10 protein-coding genes and 3 pseudogenes are annotated in these 16,568 nt (G+C 68.6%); 9 read left to right on the forward strand and 4 right to left on the reverse strand.

Annotation, left to right across the window (positions count from 1 at the left end):
- Window positions 1-50 precede the first annotated feature (50 nt).
- Window positions 51-5,191 (reverse strand): annotated as a pseudogene (locus tag QIS99_RS03245) (scabin-related ADP-ribosyltransferase).
- A 592-nt stretch (window positions 5,192-5,783) separates the two neighbouring features.
- On the opposite strand from QIS99_RS03245, the pseudogene QIS99_RS03250 reads away from it, so the two are divergent.
- The 4 genes and pseudogenes from QIS99_RS03250 to QIS99_RS03265 form a co-directional block, all read left to right on the forward strand.
- Window positions 5,784-6,763, forward strand: a pseudogene (locus QIS99_RS03250) (IS630 family transposase); the annotation flags it as partial.
- Window positions 6,764-7,224: 461 nt separating this feature from the next.
- On the forward strand, window positions 7,225-8,505 hold the full coding sequence (pcaDC, locus tag QIS99_RS03255; protein ID WP_282510183.1) for a bifunctional 3-oxoadipate enol-lactonase/4-carboxymuconolactone decarboxylase PcaDC: 1,281 nt from the start codon (window positions 7,225-7,227) through the stop codon (window positions 8,503-8,505).
- A gap of 46 nt (window positions 8,506-8,551) precedes the next feature.
- Complete coding sequence (locus QIS99_RS03260; protein ID WP_282510760.1) at window positions 8,552-9,193, forward strand: MBL fold metallo-hydrolase; 642 nt, start codon at window positions 8,552-8,554, stop codon at window positions 9,191-9,193.
- Between the two features lie 58 nt (window positions 9,194-9,251).
- Window positions 9,252-10,031 (forward strand): exodeoxyribonuclease III, encoded by a 780-nt coding sequence (locus QIS99_RS03265; protein WP_282510185.1) that lies wholly within the window; start codon window positions 9,252-9,254, stop codon window positions 10,029-10,031.
- A gap of 97 nt (window positions 10,032-10,128) precedes the next feature.
- Here QIS99_RS03265 and QIS99_RS03270 read toward each other — a convergent pair whose 3' ends face one another.
- Together QIS99_RS03270 and QIS99_RS03275 are read right to left on the reverse strand one after the other, a co-directional pair.
- Window positions 10,129-11,937 carry an SGNH/GDSL hydrolase family protein gene (locus tag QIS99_RS03270; protein WP_408909469.1) on the reverse strand — a complete coding sequence of 603 codons (1,809 nt, stop codon included), beginning with the start codon at window positions 11,935-11,937 and terminating at the stop codon, window positions 10,129-10,131.
- 141 nt (window positions 11,938-12,078) lie between these two features.
- Window positions 12,079-12,258, reverse strand: a complete 180-nt coding sequence (locus QIS99_RS03275) for a hypothetical protein (RefSeq protein WP_282510189.1) — start codon at window positions 12,256-12,258, stop codon at window positions 12,079-12,081.
- Between the two features lie 201 nt (window positions 12,259-12,459).
- Here QIS99_RS03275 and QIS99_RS03280 point away from each other — a divergent pair, with 201 nt between their 5' ends.
- The 5 genes from QIS99_RS03280 to QIS99_RS03300 all read left to right on the forward strand — a co-directional run bounded on the left by QIS99_RS03280 (window position 12,460) and on the right by QIS99_RS03300 (window position 16,271).
- Window positions 12,460-12,900, forward strand: a complete 441-nt coding sequence (locus QIS99_RS03280) for a DUF6278 family protein (RefSeq protein WP_282510191.1) — start codon at window positions 12,460-12,462, stop codon at window positions 12,898-12,900.
- A 128-nt stretch (window positions 12,901-13,028) separates the two neighbouring features.
- Window positions 13,029-13,772: an amino acid ABC transporter ATP-binding protein gene (locus tag QIS99_RS03285; RefSeq protein ID WP_282510193.1), complete on the forward strand. Its 744-nt coding sequence runs from the start codon at window positions 13,029-13,031 to the stop codon at window positions 13,770-13,772.
- Window positions 13,773-13,814: 42 nt separating this feature from the next.
- The gene (locus QIS99_RS03290; RefSeq protein WP_282510762.1) at window positions 13,815-14,747 is read left to right on the forward strand and encodes a glutamate ABC transporter substrate-binding protein; all 933 of its coding nucleotides are present in this window, start codon (window positions 13,815-13,817) and stop codon (window positions 14,745-14,747) included.
- A 10-nt stretch (window positions 14,748-14,757) separates the two neighbouring features.
- Window positions 14,758-15,402 (forward strand): amino acid ABC transporter permease, encoded by a 645-nt coding sequence (locus QIS99_RS03295; RefSeq protein WP_282510195.1) that lies wholly within the window; start codon window positions 14,758-14,760, stop codon window positions 15,400-15,402.
- On the forward strand, window positions 15,399-16,271 hold the full coding sequence (locus QIS99_RS03300; protein ID WP_282510197.1) for an amino acid ABC transporter permease: 873 nt from the start codon (window positions 15,399-15,401) through the stop codon (window positions 16,269-16,271). Before QIS99_RS03295 ends, QIS99_RS03300 begins: the two co-directional genes overlap by 4 nt.
- Before the next feature lie 44 nt (window positions 16,272-16,315).
- On the opposite strand, the pseudogene QIS99_RS03305 reads toward QIS99_RS03300, so the two are convergent.
- Window positions 16,316-16,540 (reverse strand): annotated as a pseudogene (locus QIS99_RS03305) (CocE/NonD family hydrolase C-terminal non-catalytic domain-containing protein); the annotation flags it as partial.
- Window positions 16,541-16,568: the final 28 nt, after the last annotated feature.

Raw genomic sequence — 16,568 nt, forward strand, 5'->3', positions numbered from 1 at the left:
GGACGGTACCCCGGATTCTCGACGACCTCGCTGGTCGGCCTACCCCACTATCAGCGGACAGCTCTCACAATGTTCGATGGGTCGATGCCTCCAGGAAAAACGATCTCCCTTTCAGCTCGGAACACATAGCCAAGCCCCAGGGCCTTGTTCACATCGATTCCCGCCCCGGGAGAGTCGATCTCATACACCCAAGTGGTCCCCTTGGCCTTCTGGGGGAACATGGCAGCGAGACTGGCCCGTTTACTGGTCCCAACCCAAGCCGAGGGGGTGTTGTTCCGTCCGTACTCGTTCAGGTCCAGGTTCCCATCCTCGGCCTTTACTCGGAATCCTGTCTTGAATATCAGTTGTGGGTCCCGGGCATCGCCTCGGAAGACCTGCTTGGGCGTCACGATCGCCTTGGCGGGCACGTTGATGCCAGGGAATCTGACGACGCCCCCTGCAGCGGGAGCTTCGGGGTTGACTGCTGTCCGTCGCCACCCCGTGAGGCCCGCAAGACCTGTGACCGCGATCTGCTTTGCCAGTTCGTCGGCAGCATCGGCGTACAGGTCTGCGAGCGCATCGCAGCCCTGTTGGCGGAGCATGTACTCGGCACGGTAGAGGCGGTAGCCGGGTCGGACGGGGAGGTACTTGTCCACGAAGGCCCCAGCGCCGCCGTTCTGTCCAGTGACAGCGTCGTAGGCATCGCCGACGAAGTCGAAGGGGAGCTTCAGTCCTTGAAGGAATCCGTTGCCGAAGATCTTCAGCCCTTCGCCAACGCTGTCGACCTTTCCATTGCCGTTGTCGTCGCCCGGCACAGGTGTCAGTCCACTGGGGTCGGTAAGCAGCGAGGGGACGTTGTCGGCGTATGCGTACGCCGAGACACCTGGCGTTGACCGGTCGCGAGTCGCGGGATCGGGGCGGGTGAAGCGCCCGCTTGCGGTGTTGTATTGGCGGGCGTGAAGGTCCAGGTTGCCTGTCGTGGTTTCGTAGCGTGCACCGGTGAAGGATGGTGTGTTCGTGGGCGCGCCACTGGTGACCGTGTTCAGCAGTCGGGTGCCGTACGGGTCGTAGGCCCATCGCTGGTGGAGCGTGCCGGTGCTGCTCGTGACGTCGACCGGGGAGCCCTGGGTGTCGTGGTGGTAGTAGAAGAGGCCGCCTGAGCCGGTCTTGGTCGCGGTGGGATGCCCCAACGGGTCGTAGCGGTAGGACTGCTTGATCGTCCAGGCACTGTCGTATTCAGTGGCCAGGATAGGGAGCGGGGCGTTCGGGTCCCACTGGGTGCGGTTGGTGACCGTGCCGTCCTTGCTCGTGGTCACCTGGTTGCCGCTGGCATCGTGGTCGTAGGCGTAACTGATGCCCGCGACTGTGGCCGCGGAGATCTGGCCGGCCAGGTCGTAGGTGAAGGTGTCGGCGCCCGCTTTGGTCTGGTTGCCCTCGCTGTCGTAGTCGTAGGCGGTGGTCGTGGTGCCGGTGGTGGCCGAGGTCAGCTGGTCGGCGGCGTCGTAGGTGTAGTTGGTCTCGGTGGCGCCGAGCGCAGAGGTCAGGCGGTTGCCGACCTTGTCGTAGGTGTAGGAGGTGGTGCGGCTGGACGCGCAGCCGGTGACCCAAGGCTGCGGTAGCAGCCGGACGTGAGGCGGCCTGCCGCGTCGTAGGTCAGGTCGTAGCCGCCAGTGCCGACACTGGCACGCGTGACGTCGACGTGGGTGGGCAGCCCGGCGGCGGACAGGGTTTGTGCCGTCCTGGTGACGGTGGAGCCGAACTTGGCTGAGGTGACAGCGGTCAGTCGGCCGGCCCGGTCGTAGGAGCGGTCCTCGGTTTCGGAGTTGGGCAGGGCGGTTCGGGTCAGGTTGCCCGCGGCGTCCCAGGTGTAGTTGGTGGTGACTCCGTCGGCGGTCATGGACGACGTGCGGCCATCGTTGTCGTAGGCGTAGCCGATGGTGTTGCCGTCGGAGTATTTGCGGGTGAGCATCTGACCGGCGGCATCGTAGGTGTAGGCGAAGCCGCGGGTCTTGGTGAGGTTGCCGACCGCGTCGTAGACGAAGTCCTCGGAGATCTTCGAGTTGGCCCGGGAAGTCATCCGGCCTGCGGCGTCGTAGGCGAGGGACACGTCAGGGGTCGTGTCCGAGTAGTCGACCTTGGTGAGCAGCCCGCGCGGGTCGAACGTGTAGCTGGTCGAGCCGCGAGGCGTGGTCTTTTTGGTGGCGTTGCCCTCGGCGTCGTAGGCGTACGAGGTCACGCGGCTGAGCGGGTCGGTGACCGTGGTGAGTTGGCGGGCCGCGTCGTAGGCGTACGTCGTGACGTGGTTGTTGGCGTCGGTGCGTGTGGTGACGTTGCCGGCCGGGTCGTACTCGTAGGCGGTCTTTGCGCCGTCGGCGGCTGTGACGGTGGTGAGTCGGTCGAGGTTGTCGTAGTCGTAGGTGGTGGTGCGCTTGTCGGCGTCGGTGCGTTTGGTGACGTTGCCGGCCGCGTCGTACGCGGTGCTGGTCACGCCGCCGAGCGGGTCGGTGACGGTGATGAGGTTGCCGGCTGCGTCGTAGTCGTTGGCGGTGGTGAACTGGGCGGGGTCGGCTCCGGTGACGTTGCCGCGCGGGTCGACGGCGGTGGCTTGGCGGCCGTCGCCGTCGTAGGTCCAGCTTTCCTTGTTGCCGAGGGGAGAGGTGCGGCTGAGCAGGTTGCCGTCGGCGTCGTAGGCGTAGCTGGTGGTCTTGCTGAGCTGGTTGGTGGTGCTGGTCAGCCGGTTGTTCTTGTCGTAGACCGACGAGGTGCTCTTGCCGAGGGCGTCGGTGACCTTGGTGACGTTGTCGACGGTGTCGTAGGTGTAGTTGGTCGCGTTGCCCAGCGGGTCGGTGACCTTGATCGGCCGGTTCACGGCGTCGTAGGTGGTGGTGACGGCCGCGCCGGTGGGGCCGGTGGCCTTGGTGCGGTTGCCTGCGGCGTCGTAGGCGTAGCTCGTGGTGTAAGCGGCCGGGTCGGCGCCGGTGACGTTGCCGCGCGCGGAAACGGTGGTCAGCAGGCGGCCGACCTTGTCGTACGTGTACGTCGTCTTGCTGCCCAGCGGATCGGTCTCGGAGGTGAGGCGGCCACCACTGTCGTAGGTGCGGGTGACGGACTTGCCCGTTGGGTCGGTGGTCTTGGTGAGGTTCCCGGCGTCGTCGTATCCGTAAGTGGTTGTGTTGCCGGCCGGATCCTTGGCTGATGTCAGCTGCTCGGCGCCGTTGTAGCCGTAGGTGGTGGTGCGGCCCAGCGGGTCGGTGGCGGTGCTGAGCAGGCCGCGGCCGTCGTAGGTGTACTTCGTGGTGTAGGCGAGCGGGTCGGCGCCGGTGACGTTGCCGCGGGGGTCGGTCTTGGAAGCGATGCGGCCCGCGTCGTCGTAGGTGAATGTCGCCTTCTCACCGAGCGGGGTGGTGACCGAGGTTCGGTTGCCGGCCGCGTCGTAGCCGTACGTCGTGGTCTTGCCGCGTGGTGTCGTCACGGTCGCCAGGGCGCCGAGCGCGGTGTACGTGTATGAGGTCTTGCCGCCGAGCGGATCGGTGGTGGATATCAGTTGGTTGGACGTGTTGTACGTGTACGACGTCTTGTTGCCGCGGCCGTCCGTGTGGCTGAGGATGTTGCCCGCGCTGTCGTAGGTCCAGCTCTCCGAGTAGCCCAGCGACGACGGAGCGCTGCGCGTGAGCATGCGTCCGGCGCTGTCGTACGTCATGGATGTGGTGTTGCCGCGCTGGTCGGTGATGTCGGCAGGCCGGAGGCGGCGGTCGTAGCTGTAAGAGACCTTCTTGCCGTACGGGTCGATGCTCTCGAGCAGCACGTTGCCGGAGTAGATGTCGGTCCACATCCCGCCGTCCGGGGCGGTCATGTGCGACTCGCGGCTGCCGTCCCAAGTGAACTTGGTGAGCTTGCCGTTCTGGTCCGTCTGGGAGGTGATGCGGCCGGAGGAGTCGTAGGTGTTGCTGACCCTGCCGCCCGCCGGGTCGGTGTACGAAGACAGCCGCTTGCTGGCGTCGTAGGCGTAGGTGGAGACCTTGCCGGCCGGGTCGGTGACGGTGGTCAGCAGCCCGTCGGTGTAGGCGTAGGAGACCGAAGTGGCGTCCGGGAGGCTCACTTTGGTGACCAGGCCGTCAGCGTTCAGGGTGAAGCTGGTGTTGCGCCCCGCCGCGTCCTTGACGGACGACAGCTTGCCGGACGTGTACGTCAGCGTCAGCCCCTGCACCGCCTTGTCGACGACCGACGTCAGCTGGCCGGTGCTGTTGAACGTGCGCTTGGTGTGGTCCGGGCTGGTGACGGTGTACGTGCTGGTGCCTTTGACGAGCTTGGTGGCCGATCCGGCCGGCGCGGTGTACGTTCCGTCGCTCGCCTCGGTGAAGACGAACTTGGCGCCGTCGTCGGCCTTGTAGGTGACCTTGCCGGTGGTGATCGTCAGCTTCGCGTCGAACGGCGTGGCCCAGCCACGCCCGAGCAGTCCCGTCGTGGTGGAGTCGGAGCGGTACGTGCGCTCCAGGGCCACCTGCTTGCCGACACCTGTCAGTTGGGCGTCGGTGAGCTGCTCGAAGAACATGCCGGTGGCCGTGTTGACTGGGTCGGCCCGGTGGGCCTGCGCGTAGCAGGTGCAGATGCCCGCCTGGGCCCCTGGGATGTTCGGGGTGTAGAACGCCTCCACCAGCGGGGAGGTGGTGCCGTTCGAACTCCAGCTACCGTCCGAGCCCTTGAGGAACATCCAGGCGTAGTACTTCTTGCCGTCCTGAAGGTGACCGCCGAGCTTGTTCGTGCTCCACCAGAAGCACTGGTCGGCTGGATAAGAGCTGCTGCCCCACCAGCCGTAGCACCAGGCTCCGTTCTCCAGAAACTTCCCGGCCGGGTCACCGGTCGCCTTGCTGATTTCCTTGTCGTAGACGATGTTGCCGCCCTCGTCCTGGACGTACATCCACAGACCGGAGTACGACGACGCTGTGCCGGAGGAGAACTTCAGTTGTCCGCCGATCGACAGGTAGTCCGGGTAGGCAGTGGCGTAGGCCGTCACCCAGGCGGGGTCAGAAGTGGCCGCAGCTGTCAGGGAGTTCACTTGCTGCTCGGCAGCGGGGCCCTGCTTCGGGAGCTTCTTCGGTCGGGCATGCGGCTTGCCCCGCGGCTTCTTTCCACGCGGCTCGATGAAATCCCGCATGGGCGAGAGCTCATCCCGGGACTGCTTCACCTGCTTGCGCCGCTCAGCCAGAGTCATGGCCCTGGGTGGCTTTGGCAGGTCGGCCGCCGTACGGGCCTGGGCCTGCTGAACCGCGGACGGTGCCGAGGGGCTATCTGGTAGGGCGCGGTCGGGGACGACGCCGGCGGTGGCTAGGAGAGCCAGAACCAGCAAGGCGAGGACAGGTCTTCGAGTTCGTGTGCGCACCATGCACCCCTTGTGTGGCAGCTGTGAACGAAGCGTCGAGATGATCCTCGATTAAGGGGCGAACGGAACGACTCAGGACCCAGAGATCTGGCTTGAACGTGCCAGCAGATGCGGGGAGTTGTTGATGCTTCCCCTGGCGTTGGGAGGTTCGGCGAGCTCCCTGTGTCCAGAAATGGCGTGAACACGCCGGGAGCCCTCATCCGGTTCCGTGAACTCGTCAACGGCGGGGAGTGAACCGTGAGTGGCCTTCCCGTATCGGGTGTGCAGCCGTGGCAATTTGTCTTCGTTGGTCCGCGCCAGCACCCCCGCCCCAGTCCAGTGGGCGAGGCGGCGGTCGCTAGTGCTCTGACCGCATAGGTTCGCCGGGTTGGTGGTCGTGGCGGTTGGATGTGCGGTGACGTCCGATCCGACCGCTGGAGGCGCGGTGGCCGAGCCTGTCCGTGTGCGCAGACTGACCGATCAGGAGGGGCAGAAGCTGCAGCAGATCGTGCGCCGTGGCAGCACGAGTTCGGTGCGCTACCGGCGCGCGATGATGCTGCTGGCCTCCGCCGGCGGGAACCGCGTGCCGGTGATCGCCCAGCTGGTGCAGGCCGACGAGGACACCGTGCGCGATGTGATCCACCGGTTCAACGAGATCGGCCTGGCCTGCCTGGACCCTCAATGGGCGGGAGGCCGTCCCCGCCGACTCAGCCCTGACGACGAGGACTTCGTCGTGGCGACGGCCACCACCCGCCCCACCAAGCTCGGCCAGCCCTTCACCCGCTGGTCGCTGCGCAAACTCGTCGCCTACCTGCGGAAAGTCCATGGCCGGGTGATCCGCATCAGTCGCGAGGCGTTACGCGGCCTGCTCGCCCGCCGCGGTGTCACCTTCCAGCGCACCAAGACATGGAAGGAATCCCCCGACCCGGACCGCGAGGCGAAGCTGGACCGGATCGAGGAGGTACTGGACCGCTTTCCGGACCGGGTGTTTGCCTTCGACGAGTTCGGCCCGCTCGGGATCCGGCCCACCGGCGGCAGCTGCTGGGCTGATGAGCGACACCCTGACCGGCTCCCTGCCACCTACCACCGCACCACGGAGTCCGGTACTTCCACGGCTGCTACTCCATCGGCGACGACACCCTGTGGGGCGTCAACCGCCGCAAGAAGGGCGCCGCGAACACGCTGGCCGCACTGAAGTCGATCCGCGCCGCCCGCCCGGACGGCGCCCCGATCTACGTCATCCTGGACAACCTGTCCGCCCACAAGGGCGCCGACATCCGCCGCTGGGCGAAGAAGCACAAGGTCGAGTTGTGCTTCACCCCGACCTACGCCTCGTGGGCCAACCCGATCGAGGCGCACTTCGGACCGCTGCGGCAGTTCACCATCGCCAACTCGAACCACCCCAACCACACCGTGCAGACCCGGGGGCCTGTCGACCACTCCGGCTTTCTCACGTACCTGACCGCCTGACGTGGCTCGGCACCGGCAGCACAGTGACACGTCGTTGGAGGGTTAGTTAGGGGAAAGGGGTACAGGCTCAGCTAGTTCGATCAAGTTCAGAACGGCTCGGCGATGAAGTGTCGTCGCCGCTTCATATGGTCCCCCGTGGCGCCATCCCCAAGCCCGCCGGCAATTCCGTCGCCTGAACCGCGACGACGGCCGGCAGGCCGATGTCGTGCTGCCTCGCTTCGCCTTTCCCGCACCCGCCAGCCGACCCCCCCGCGCCCCGACTACTATGGGCGCCGGATCAAGGGGGACAAGACCCGGCGTGAAAGCGCCCGTTGCATGAAAAATGGGGCGGCCCGCAACGTCTTCCACCTGGTCGGACAGCTACAGCAAGGACCCCGCGCATAGGGGCGGTCGTGACAGATGAGAGGGTCAGGCGGGTGAGTGAGACACCGAAGAGCAGCCTGCAATACCGCTTTGACGGGCCAGAAGACGCGCCCGTCCTGGTCCTGGGTCCCTCACTGGGTACCACATGGCACATGTGGGACCGCCAGGTTCCGGAGCTGGCGAAGACCTGGCGTGTGTTCCGGTTCGACCTGCCCGGGCACGGCGGCGCGCCCGCGCGCGCGGCCGACAGTGTCGGTCAGCTCGCCGACCGGGTGCTCGCCACCCTCGACGAGCTCGGAGTGCAGCGCTTCGGCTACGCGGGCTGCGCCCTCGGCGGCGCCATCGGCGCCGACCTCGCCCTGCGCCACCCCCAGCGTGTCGCCTCCCTCGCGCTGATCGCCGCCTCGCCCCGGTTCGGCACCGCCGACGAGTTCCGGCAGCGCGGCGTGATAGTCCGTACGAACGGCCTGGACCCGGTCGCCCGTACGTCCCCGGAGCGCTGGTTCACGCCCGGCTTCGCCGCCAGCCAGCCCGCGATCACCGAGTGGGCCGTGCAGATGGTCCGCACCACCGACCCCGGCTGCTACATCGCCGCCTGCGAGGCGCTCGCCGCCTTCGACATCAAGGCGGGGCTCGGCCGCATCGGCGTGCCCACCCTCGTCCTGGTCGGCTCCGAGGACCAGGTCACCGGCCCCGCCGAGGCCCGTACGCTCGTCGCCGGCATACCGGACGCCCGGCTCGCCGTCGTGCCCGGCGCCTCCCACCTGGCCCCCGTCGAGCAGCCCGCCGCCGTCACCGACCTGCTCGTACGCCACTTCTCCACCGCCTGGACCGAGCAGCACTCGGCGATCTCCGCGACCCCGCCCAAGCCGGTCCTCGCGCCGCCGATGCCGACCGCCCCGGTGGCCGAGATCGCCCCGGCCGAGGCGGACGAGACGGTTCCGGCGGGCCGTCCCGACCCGTACGACAGCGGTCTGAAGGTCCGCCGCGAGGTCCTCGGTGACGCGCACGTGGACACCGCGCTCGCCGCCGCCGACGAGTTCTCCGGCGACTTCCAGGACCTGATCACCCGGTACGTCTGGGGCGAGGTCTGGGCCAGGCCCGGCCTCGACCGGCGGATGCGCAGCTGCGTCACGCTGACCGCGATGATCGCCGGCGGCCACCACGAGGAGCTGGTGTTCCACGTCCGGGCCGCGCTGCGCAACGGCCTCACGCCCAGCGAGATCAAGGAGGTCTTCCTGCAGGCCGCCGTCTACTGCGGCGCGCCCGCGGCGAACGCCGCCTTCAAGGTCGCCCAGCCGGTCATCCGCGAGGAGACCACGCCGGAGGGCTGAACCGGCGGCAGGATGGTCCCGGCGGCAGGATGGTCCCATGGCACACATGAAGCTGACCAAGAAGTCGCACGCCTGCGTCCGCCTGGAGAAGGACGACCGCACCCTCGTCATCGACCCGGGCGGCTTCAGCGAACAGGACGCGACGCTCGGCGCCGATGCGGTCCTGGTCACCCACGAGCACCCCGACCACTTCGACGAGAACCACCTGCGCACCGCCCTCGACGCGAACCCCGCCGCCGAGATCTGGACGCTGCGCGCGGTCGCCGAGAAGATCGCGGCCGCCTTCCCGGGGCGGGTGCACACGGTCGGGCACGGCGACACGTTCACGGCCGCCGGGTTCGACGTCCAGGTGCACGGCGAGCTGCACGCGGTGATCCACCCGGACCTGCCGCGGGTCACCAACGTCGGCTTCCTCGTCGACCCGGGCGCTACCGCCGTCTTCCACCCGGGTGACGCGCTGACCGTGCCCGAGCAGCCCGTCCAGACGCTGCTGGTGCCGGTGATGGCGCCCTGGAACAAGGTCTCCGAGGTCATCGAGTACGTCCGCGAGGTCAAGCCGCAGCGGGCCTTCGACATCCACGACGCGCTCCTCAACGACCTGGCCCGGCCGATCTACGACACCCACATCGCGAACCTGGGCGGCGCCGAGCACGCCCGGTTCGCGTCGGGCGACGGCACGGAGCTCTGAGCTCGCTCGTCCCCGAGGCCGGAGCCGGTTGTCGTACCCGCCCGGTAGGTTGTGAGACATGCGCATCGCGACTTGGAACGTCAACTCGATCACCGCCCGGCTGCCCCGCCTCCTGGCCTGGCTGGAGAACAGCGGCACGGACGTGCTGTGCGTCCAGGAGGCCAAGTGCGCAGCCGAGCAGTTCCCCGCGGACGAGCTGCGCGAGCTGGGCTACGCATCGGCGGTCAACGCCACCGGCCGGTGGAACGGCGTGGCGGTGGTCTCCCGCGTCGGCCTTGAGGACGTGGTCAAGGGGCTGCCGGGCGACCCGGGGTACGAGGGCGTGGAAGAGCCCCGGGCCGTCTCCGCGACCTGCGGCGGAGTCCGCGTCTGGTCGGTGTACGTGCCGAACGGCCGCGAGCCCGAGCACCCGCACTACGCCTACAAGCTGCAGTGGTTCGAGGCCCTGAAGGCCGCCGTCGCCGGGGACGCCGCGGGCTCCCGCCCGTTCGCGGTGATGGGGGACTACAACGTCGCGCCCACTGACGACGACGTCTGGGACATCAGCCTCTTCGACGGCGCCACGCACGTCACCCCCGCCGAGCGCGCCGCCCTGGCCGCCCTGCGCGAGGCGGGCCTGAACGACGTGGTGCCGCGCCCGCTGAAGTACGACGTCCCGTTCACGTACTGGGACTACCGCCAGCTCGGCTTCCCGAAGAACCGCGGCATGCGCATCGACCTCGTGTACGGCAACGACCCGTTCGCCAAGGCCGTCTCCGACGCGTACGTGGACCGCGAGGAGCGCAAGGGCAAGGGCGCGTCGGACCATGCGCCGGTGGTCGTGGACCTGGACGTGTAGCGAGCCGCCGCCGCGGGGCCCGGCCGTGTCCGGGCCCCGCAACCGCCTCGGCCTGCAATCCGCCTCGTCCTGGAATCCGCCTCGGCCCGCAACCGCCTCAGCCCGCAAGCGCCTTCAGGTCGATGGACTCCGCGAGCGCGGTGAGGCCCGCGTCGCCCGGGTGCAGATGGTCGCCGCTGTCGTACGCGGGAAGGATGCGGGCCGGACGGTCCGGGTCGCGCAGGACGGCGTCGAAGTCCAAAACCGCGTCGTAGGTGCCGCTGGTGCGGATCCAGGTGTTGACGGCCACCCGCTGGGCGTCGACACCCGGGGCCGAGCAGAGCCTCTCGCCCTCGCAGGGCGCGATCGTCGCGGCGACCACGCGCAGGCCGCGCGCCCGCGCCCGTTCCGCGATCTCCTCCAGGCCGGCGATCACCTCACCCGAACTGGCGCCCCACCGCACGTCGTTGATGCCTTCGAAGACGACCACGGTGCGGGCCGAGGTCTGGGCGAGCACGTCCCGGTCGAGCCGGTGCAGGGCGCTGACGCCGCCGGTGTCGGTGGAGATCCCGTCGCCCGGATAACGGTCCGAGACCACACGGTTCGCCGAGATCCCGTGGTTGATCACGCCGTAGTGCGGGATGTCGTCCTGGGCGAGGATCCGGCGGGCGAGCACATCGGGCCAGCGCAGGTTGGCGTTCTGCGTGGACTTCACGCCGTCCGTGATGGAGTCGCCGAGCATCACGACGGACCCGGGGCCGCCGCCGACGTCGACGCCGGTGAGGAACGGCCAGGTGGTGATCGTCGAGGTGTAGGCGCCGGGTGCGCTGTCGCCGCTGTGGTCTCCGGCGGTGCTCAGGTAGGAGCGCTGGATGGCCTGGCTGTGCACGGGCGCCGCCGTGACCGCCCCCGGCAGGTGGAAGCTCACGAGCAGATTGCTGTCGGCGGGCACGTCGAAGTCGACCGGATCGCTGAACACCTGTGCCCCGGCCGGGATCTCGGCGCCGGACGAGCCCTTGAACTCCAGCGGTACGGGCGCCTGCCGCGGCTCGGCCCCCGAGCGCTGCACGGCGACCGTGGCGCTGCCGATCCGTACCGGCGTACGCGCGAACGTGTTGTCGAGCCGGATCCGCACCCGGGGCCCGCCCACGGAGGAGTGCACGACCAGCCGCAGCGTGCGGTCGACCCAGGGCCCGACGGCGGTGTAGCCCGCGGTGGACGCGGACCAGGTGCCCGTCCAGCCGGTGGCCGCGGGCCGTACGGACAGGGCGAAGACGTGCAGGTCGGGGCCCCGGTCCTCGGGCAGGCGGACCGCGGCGACCTCGCGGCCGCGGTCGAGGGGGACGGTGACGACGTACAGGCGGGCGGTCTCGGTGCGCTGGCCCTGCGGGGTGTTGATGTGCGGCAGCGCCACGGACTTGGTGGCGAGGGGGCCGGAACGCCAGTCGGGGGCGGTGAGGCGGTAGCTGTCGCGAGAGCCGTCGCGGTAGCGCACGGTGCCGGTGCCGCTCGCGTCGCCGCCGGTGCCCGCGACCAGGAAGGCGAGGGCGTCACCGCGGCCGCGCACGGCCACGGACTGGCCGTCCGCCGTGACGTTGTCGGGCTCGCCGGGCTGTGTGCGGGGCATCCGCAGGCGGGCCGAGTCGACGCCGACGGTGCGGCCGGGCGTCCAGCCGGCGGCGGTCAGGTCCTGGGCGGAGAGCGAGGCGCCCGAGCCGTCGAAGTCCGCGGCGGCGGGGCGGTCGTCGCTGCTGACCGCCCGGTTGTCGAAGAGCCGCTCCAGGGGGAGCGGCTTGTGTCTTGGCTCGGCCGCCGTGGCGTGGGCGACTGGTGCGACTCCGGCAAGGAGTCCAAGGACGACCGTGGTTCCCCAGAAACGTCGGCGCACGGGCTGTCTCCTCCTCCTCACCGGGGGTGAGGACCTCATGACGACAGACGACAGATGCGCCATGAAGCTAAGAAGAGGCCCAAGACCCGTCAATGTCCGGCGTCTGAACTCGCCCTGAATTCAAGGAAGATGACTAGGTCCGCGTAAACCTCGGGTGCGCCGCCCGGGCCGCGCGCCTGCTCAGGCGGCCTCCACGACCTCGTCGCGCACGGCCGTCGCCCACAGGGTGACCAGGCGGGCGTACTCCCGGCGCTGGTCGTCGGAGAGCCGGCCGTCCGCGCGGCTCCACAGCTTGCGTATCTGTGCGTTGATCTCCGCGGCGGAGGGCGTGGTGCCATGGCACTCGTCATTGAGGGACATGGAGTGAAGCCTAGGGGCACGGTCTGACAATCCGCTACCGCCCGGTCACGGAAGGCTTCCCTCCGCAACATCCGGACGCACAATGGAGGAAGAGCGCCTCTCGTGTCGGGTTCCGGGGCGGCGGGCGGAGGGTGATCTAGTGCTACGGCAAAGTGACAGCCATACTTGGGCGAAGCGGGCCGAACCGGCGGAGCGTGGATCATGAAGATGCCTTTCCTGGACAAGTGGCTCGGGCGGCGGACCGACGAGCCGGGCGCCAATCTCGCGGCGGCGTTCGCGGAAGACCCGGACGGCGTGGCCGCGTTGCTGTCGGAGTGCGAGCTGCTGCGCTCGCAGGCCGCCGTCGCAGGTCTTGAACTGGACGACAGCGTCGCCTCGCTGGAGGCTCTGGACCAGCTGACGCCGCGCTGGCGCGACGACCCGGAGATGCTCCCCTGGCTCGGCAACGACGCGGGCCTCTACCTCGGCACCGTGCTGGTGCGCACCGTCCCGGGCGCCCGGTGGCATGTGTGGCCCGGCGGGCATCCGGTGGTCAGGCTCGCCTCCGGCCGGGAGATCCAGGTCGTCGAGGCGGGCCTGGAGTGGGCGGTCTCCGGCGCCCCCGAACTCTCCCAGGTGTACGGCGAAGCGGCCGAGGCCTGACAAGACGCCACCTCTCCCAGGTGCAAATACGGTTAATACCGGCAGGATGCGTGTCGCCTGTTAAGTCCCGTATTGATATGGATAGTTTGCGCGGACTGTCATACAGCGATGAGTGAGTAGGGCTGGGAATGGCCGTCGATCCGTTGATCGAACTGCGGGACGTCAACAAGTACTACGGGGAGTTGCATGTCCTGCAGGACATCAGTCTCACCGTCGGACGCGGGGAGGTGGTGGTGGTCATCGGGCCGTCCGGGTCGGGGAAGTCGACCCTGTGCCGGACAATCAACAGGCTGGAGACCATCCAGTCGGGACACATCACCCTGGACGGGCAGGCGCTGCCCGCGGAGGGCAAGGAACTCGCCAGGCTCCGCGCCGAAGTCGGCATGGTGTTCCAGTCCTTCAACCTCTTCGCGCACAAGACGGTCAGGCAGAACGTTTCGCTCGCGCAGGTCAAGGTGCGCGGGCGCAAGAAGGACGAGGCGGACCGGCGCTCCGGTGAACTCCTGGAACGCGTCGGTCTCGCCGCGCACGCCGAGAAGTTCCCGGCGCAGCTCTCCGGCGGCCAGCAGCAGCGCGTGGCGATCGCCCGCGCCCTGGCCATGGACCCGAAGGTGATGCTCTTCGACGAGCCGACCTCCGCCCTCGACCCGGAGATGATCAACGAAGTCCTGGAAGTCATGCAGCAGTTGGCGCGCGACGGCATGACGATGGTGGTCGTCACGCACGAGATGGGCTTCGCCCGCTCCGCCGCCAACCGCGTGGTGTTCATGGCCGACGGCAAGGTCGTCGAGGACCGCACCCCCGAGGACTTCTTCACCGCCCCGGAGAGCAGCCGGGCCAAGGACTTCCTCTCCAAGATCCTCAAGCACTGACGGGGACGTGCACCGATGACACGTACAGCACGCGGCACACGCATGCCCGCGCGCGGCTCCGCAAGGACGGGCAGGCTCGTCAGGGCCCTCGCCGGGCTCGCGCTCACCGCCCTCGCCGCCACCGCCTGCGGCAAGGACGGCAGCCCGCCGGTGAAGGGCCCGCGCGCCGAGGACCTGCCCGAGTACCGGATCGCGCGGGGCTTCCAACTGCCCGACTCGCCCACCTGGAAGAAGGCGCAGCGGCGCGGCCGGCTCGTGGTGGGCGCCAAGGAGGACCAGCCGTACCTGGGGGAGAAGGACCCGGCGAGCGGCGTCTACTCGGGCTTCGACATCGAGATCGCCAAGATGATCTCGGCGTCGCTCGGCTTCGACCCGAAGACGATCCAGTTCCGGACGATCGCCTCGGCCAACCGCGAGACCGCCCTGCAGAACGGCCAGATCGACTACTACGTCGGCACCTACACCATCAACGACAACCGCAAGAAGCTCGTCGGCTTCGCCGGCCCGTACTACATGGCGGGCCAGGGCCTGTTGGTGCGCAGCGACGAGGAGGACATCAAGGGCCCGCAGGACCTGGCCGGCAAGAAGGTCTGCTCGGCGGCCGGCTCCACCCCGTACCAGCGCATCGAGGCGGACTATCCGAAGGCCGACCTCGTCGCGTACGACACCTACTCGATCTGTGTCGACAACCTGCTGACGTACCAGGTCGACGCGGTCACCACCGACGACGCGATCCTGCAGGGCTACGCGGCCAAGCTGCCCGAGGAGATGAAGCTGGTCGGCAAGCCCTTCTCCGAGGAGCCGTACGGGATCGGCGTGCCGCGCAGGGACAACGCGCTGCGGTTCGCCATCGACGACGCGCTCGCCCGGCACGAGAAGAACGGCGACTGGAAGAAGGCCTACGACGCGACGCTCGGCCTGTCCGGCGTCCCCGCGCCGAAGCCGCCGCCCATCGACCGCTACCCGGCGAGCTGAGGGGGCCGTCATGAACGTACTGACCGACAACTTCTCCACGTACGGCAAAGGGTTCCTCGGCACCGTCGAGCTCACCGTCTACGCCTCGATCCTGGCGCTCGTGCTCGGGTTCGTGATGGCCTCGTTCCGGGTCGCGCCCGTCGGGTCGTTCCGGGTGTTCGGCACGGTGTGGGTGACCGTGCTCCGGAACACCCCGCTGACGCTGCTGTTCTTCGCGGTGCTGCTCGGCCTGCCGCGCTTCGGCCTCGTGCTGCCGTTCAAGGTGTTCGCGGTCCTCGCCCTCGGCTGCTACACCTCGGCGTTCATCTGCGAGGCGCTGCGCTCCGGCATCAACACGGTGCCCAAGGGCCAGGGCGAGGCGGCGCGCAGTCTCGGGATGAGCTTCGGGCAGACGCTCAACAACGTCGTCCTGCCGCAGGCGTTCCGCTCGGTGATCCCGCCGGTGGGCTCCAATCTGATCGCGCTGGCCAAGAACTCGGCGATCGCGGGGGCGTTCAGCGTCACCGAGCTTCTCGGCACGTACAAGACCCTCAACGAACTGGGCTACAGCATCATCTGGACGTTCGTCTGGATCGCCCTCGGCTACCTGATCATCACCCTCACCATCAGCGCGTTCTTCAACTTCCTGGAGAAGCGCTGGGGAGTCGCCCGATGACCGCGACCGCGCACGAAGAGTCCACCGCCCTCTACGACATCCCCGGACCGACCGCCCGCAAGCGGCACTTCGGGTACGGGGTGCTCGCGACGCTTCTGATCCTGGGGCTCGCGGCCTGGATCCTCTATCTCCTCTTCGACACCGAGCAGTTCACGGCGGCCAAGTGGACTCCCTTCCAGTACGAGGGAATCCAGGAACTCCTCCTGACCGGGCTCGGCAACACGCTCAAGGCGTTCGCCATGGCCGCCGTGCTCTCCCTTGTGCTCGGCACGGTGCTCGCGGTGGGGCGGCTCTCCGACCACAAGCCGGTGCGCTGGCTCGCCACCCTGATCGTGGAGTTCTTCCGCGCGATGCCGGTCCTCGTGATGATCTTCTTCGTCTTCGTGGCCCTGAAGGTGCATCCGCTGCCCGCGCTCGTCGCGGGCCTCACGCTCTACAACGGCTCGGTGCTCGCCGAGGTCTTCCGCTCCGGCATCAACGCCGTGGAACGCGGGCAGCGGGAGGCCGCGTTCGCACTCGGCATGCGCAAGACGCAGGTGATGACACATGTGCTCGTGCCGCAGGCGGTACGCGCCATGCTGCCCGCCATCATCAGCCAGCTCGTGGTCGCTCTGAAGGACACCTCGCTCGGCTACCTCATCACCTACGAGGAGTTCCTGCACGCGGGGAAACTCATCGCCTCGAATCTCGACTACGATTTGCCGTTCATCCCCGTGGTGATGGTGATCTCACCGATCTACATCGGGATGTGCATGCTTCTGTCGTGGTTCGCCACCTGGGTGTCCAAGCGGCAGAGGCGCAGTCCCAAGACGGAGGCCGTGGACGTAGCCCCGGCCGAACCGGGGACGCTGCTGCCGGGTCCGCAGTAGCGCTCAGGGCACGGGGCCTGAACCCGCCCGGCAGCAGCCGGAGATCACTGCTCGCGCAGCGGGACCGACACGTGAGACGGGTCGGCCGCGGGGGAGGAGAAGGTCAGCTGCGCGCCGGCCGGGTTGTGCTCGATGCAGAGCGGGTCGACCGTGTCGACGACCACGGCGAGGCGATGCCCGGCCGGTACGTCGTAGGCCGTGGAGAACAGCTCCAGGTCCACGCCGAACGGCCGGCCGGGCGCCTTGTCGTGGAAGGTGCAGGGGGCGTGACCAGACGGCGACCACAGGGGTTTGGCG

The sequence above is a fragment of the Streptomyces solicavernae genome (assembly GCF_029968095.1).
GTDB classification, from domain to species: Bacteria; Actinomycetota; Actinomycetes; order Streptomycetales; family Streptomycetaceae; genus Streptomyces; species Streptomyces solicavernae.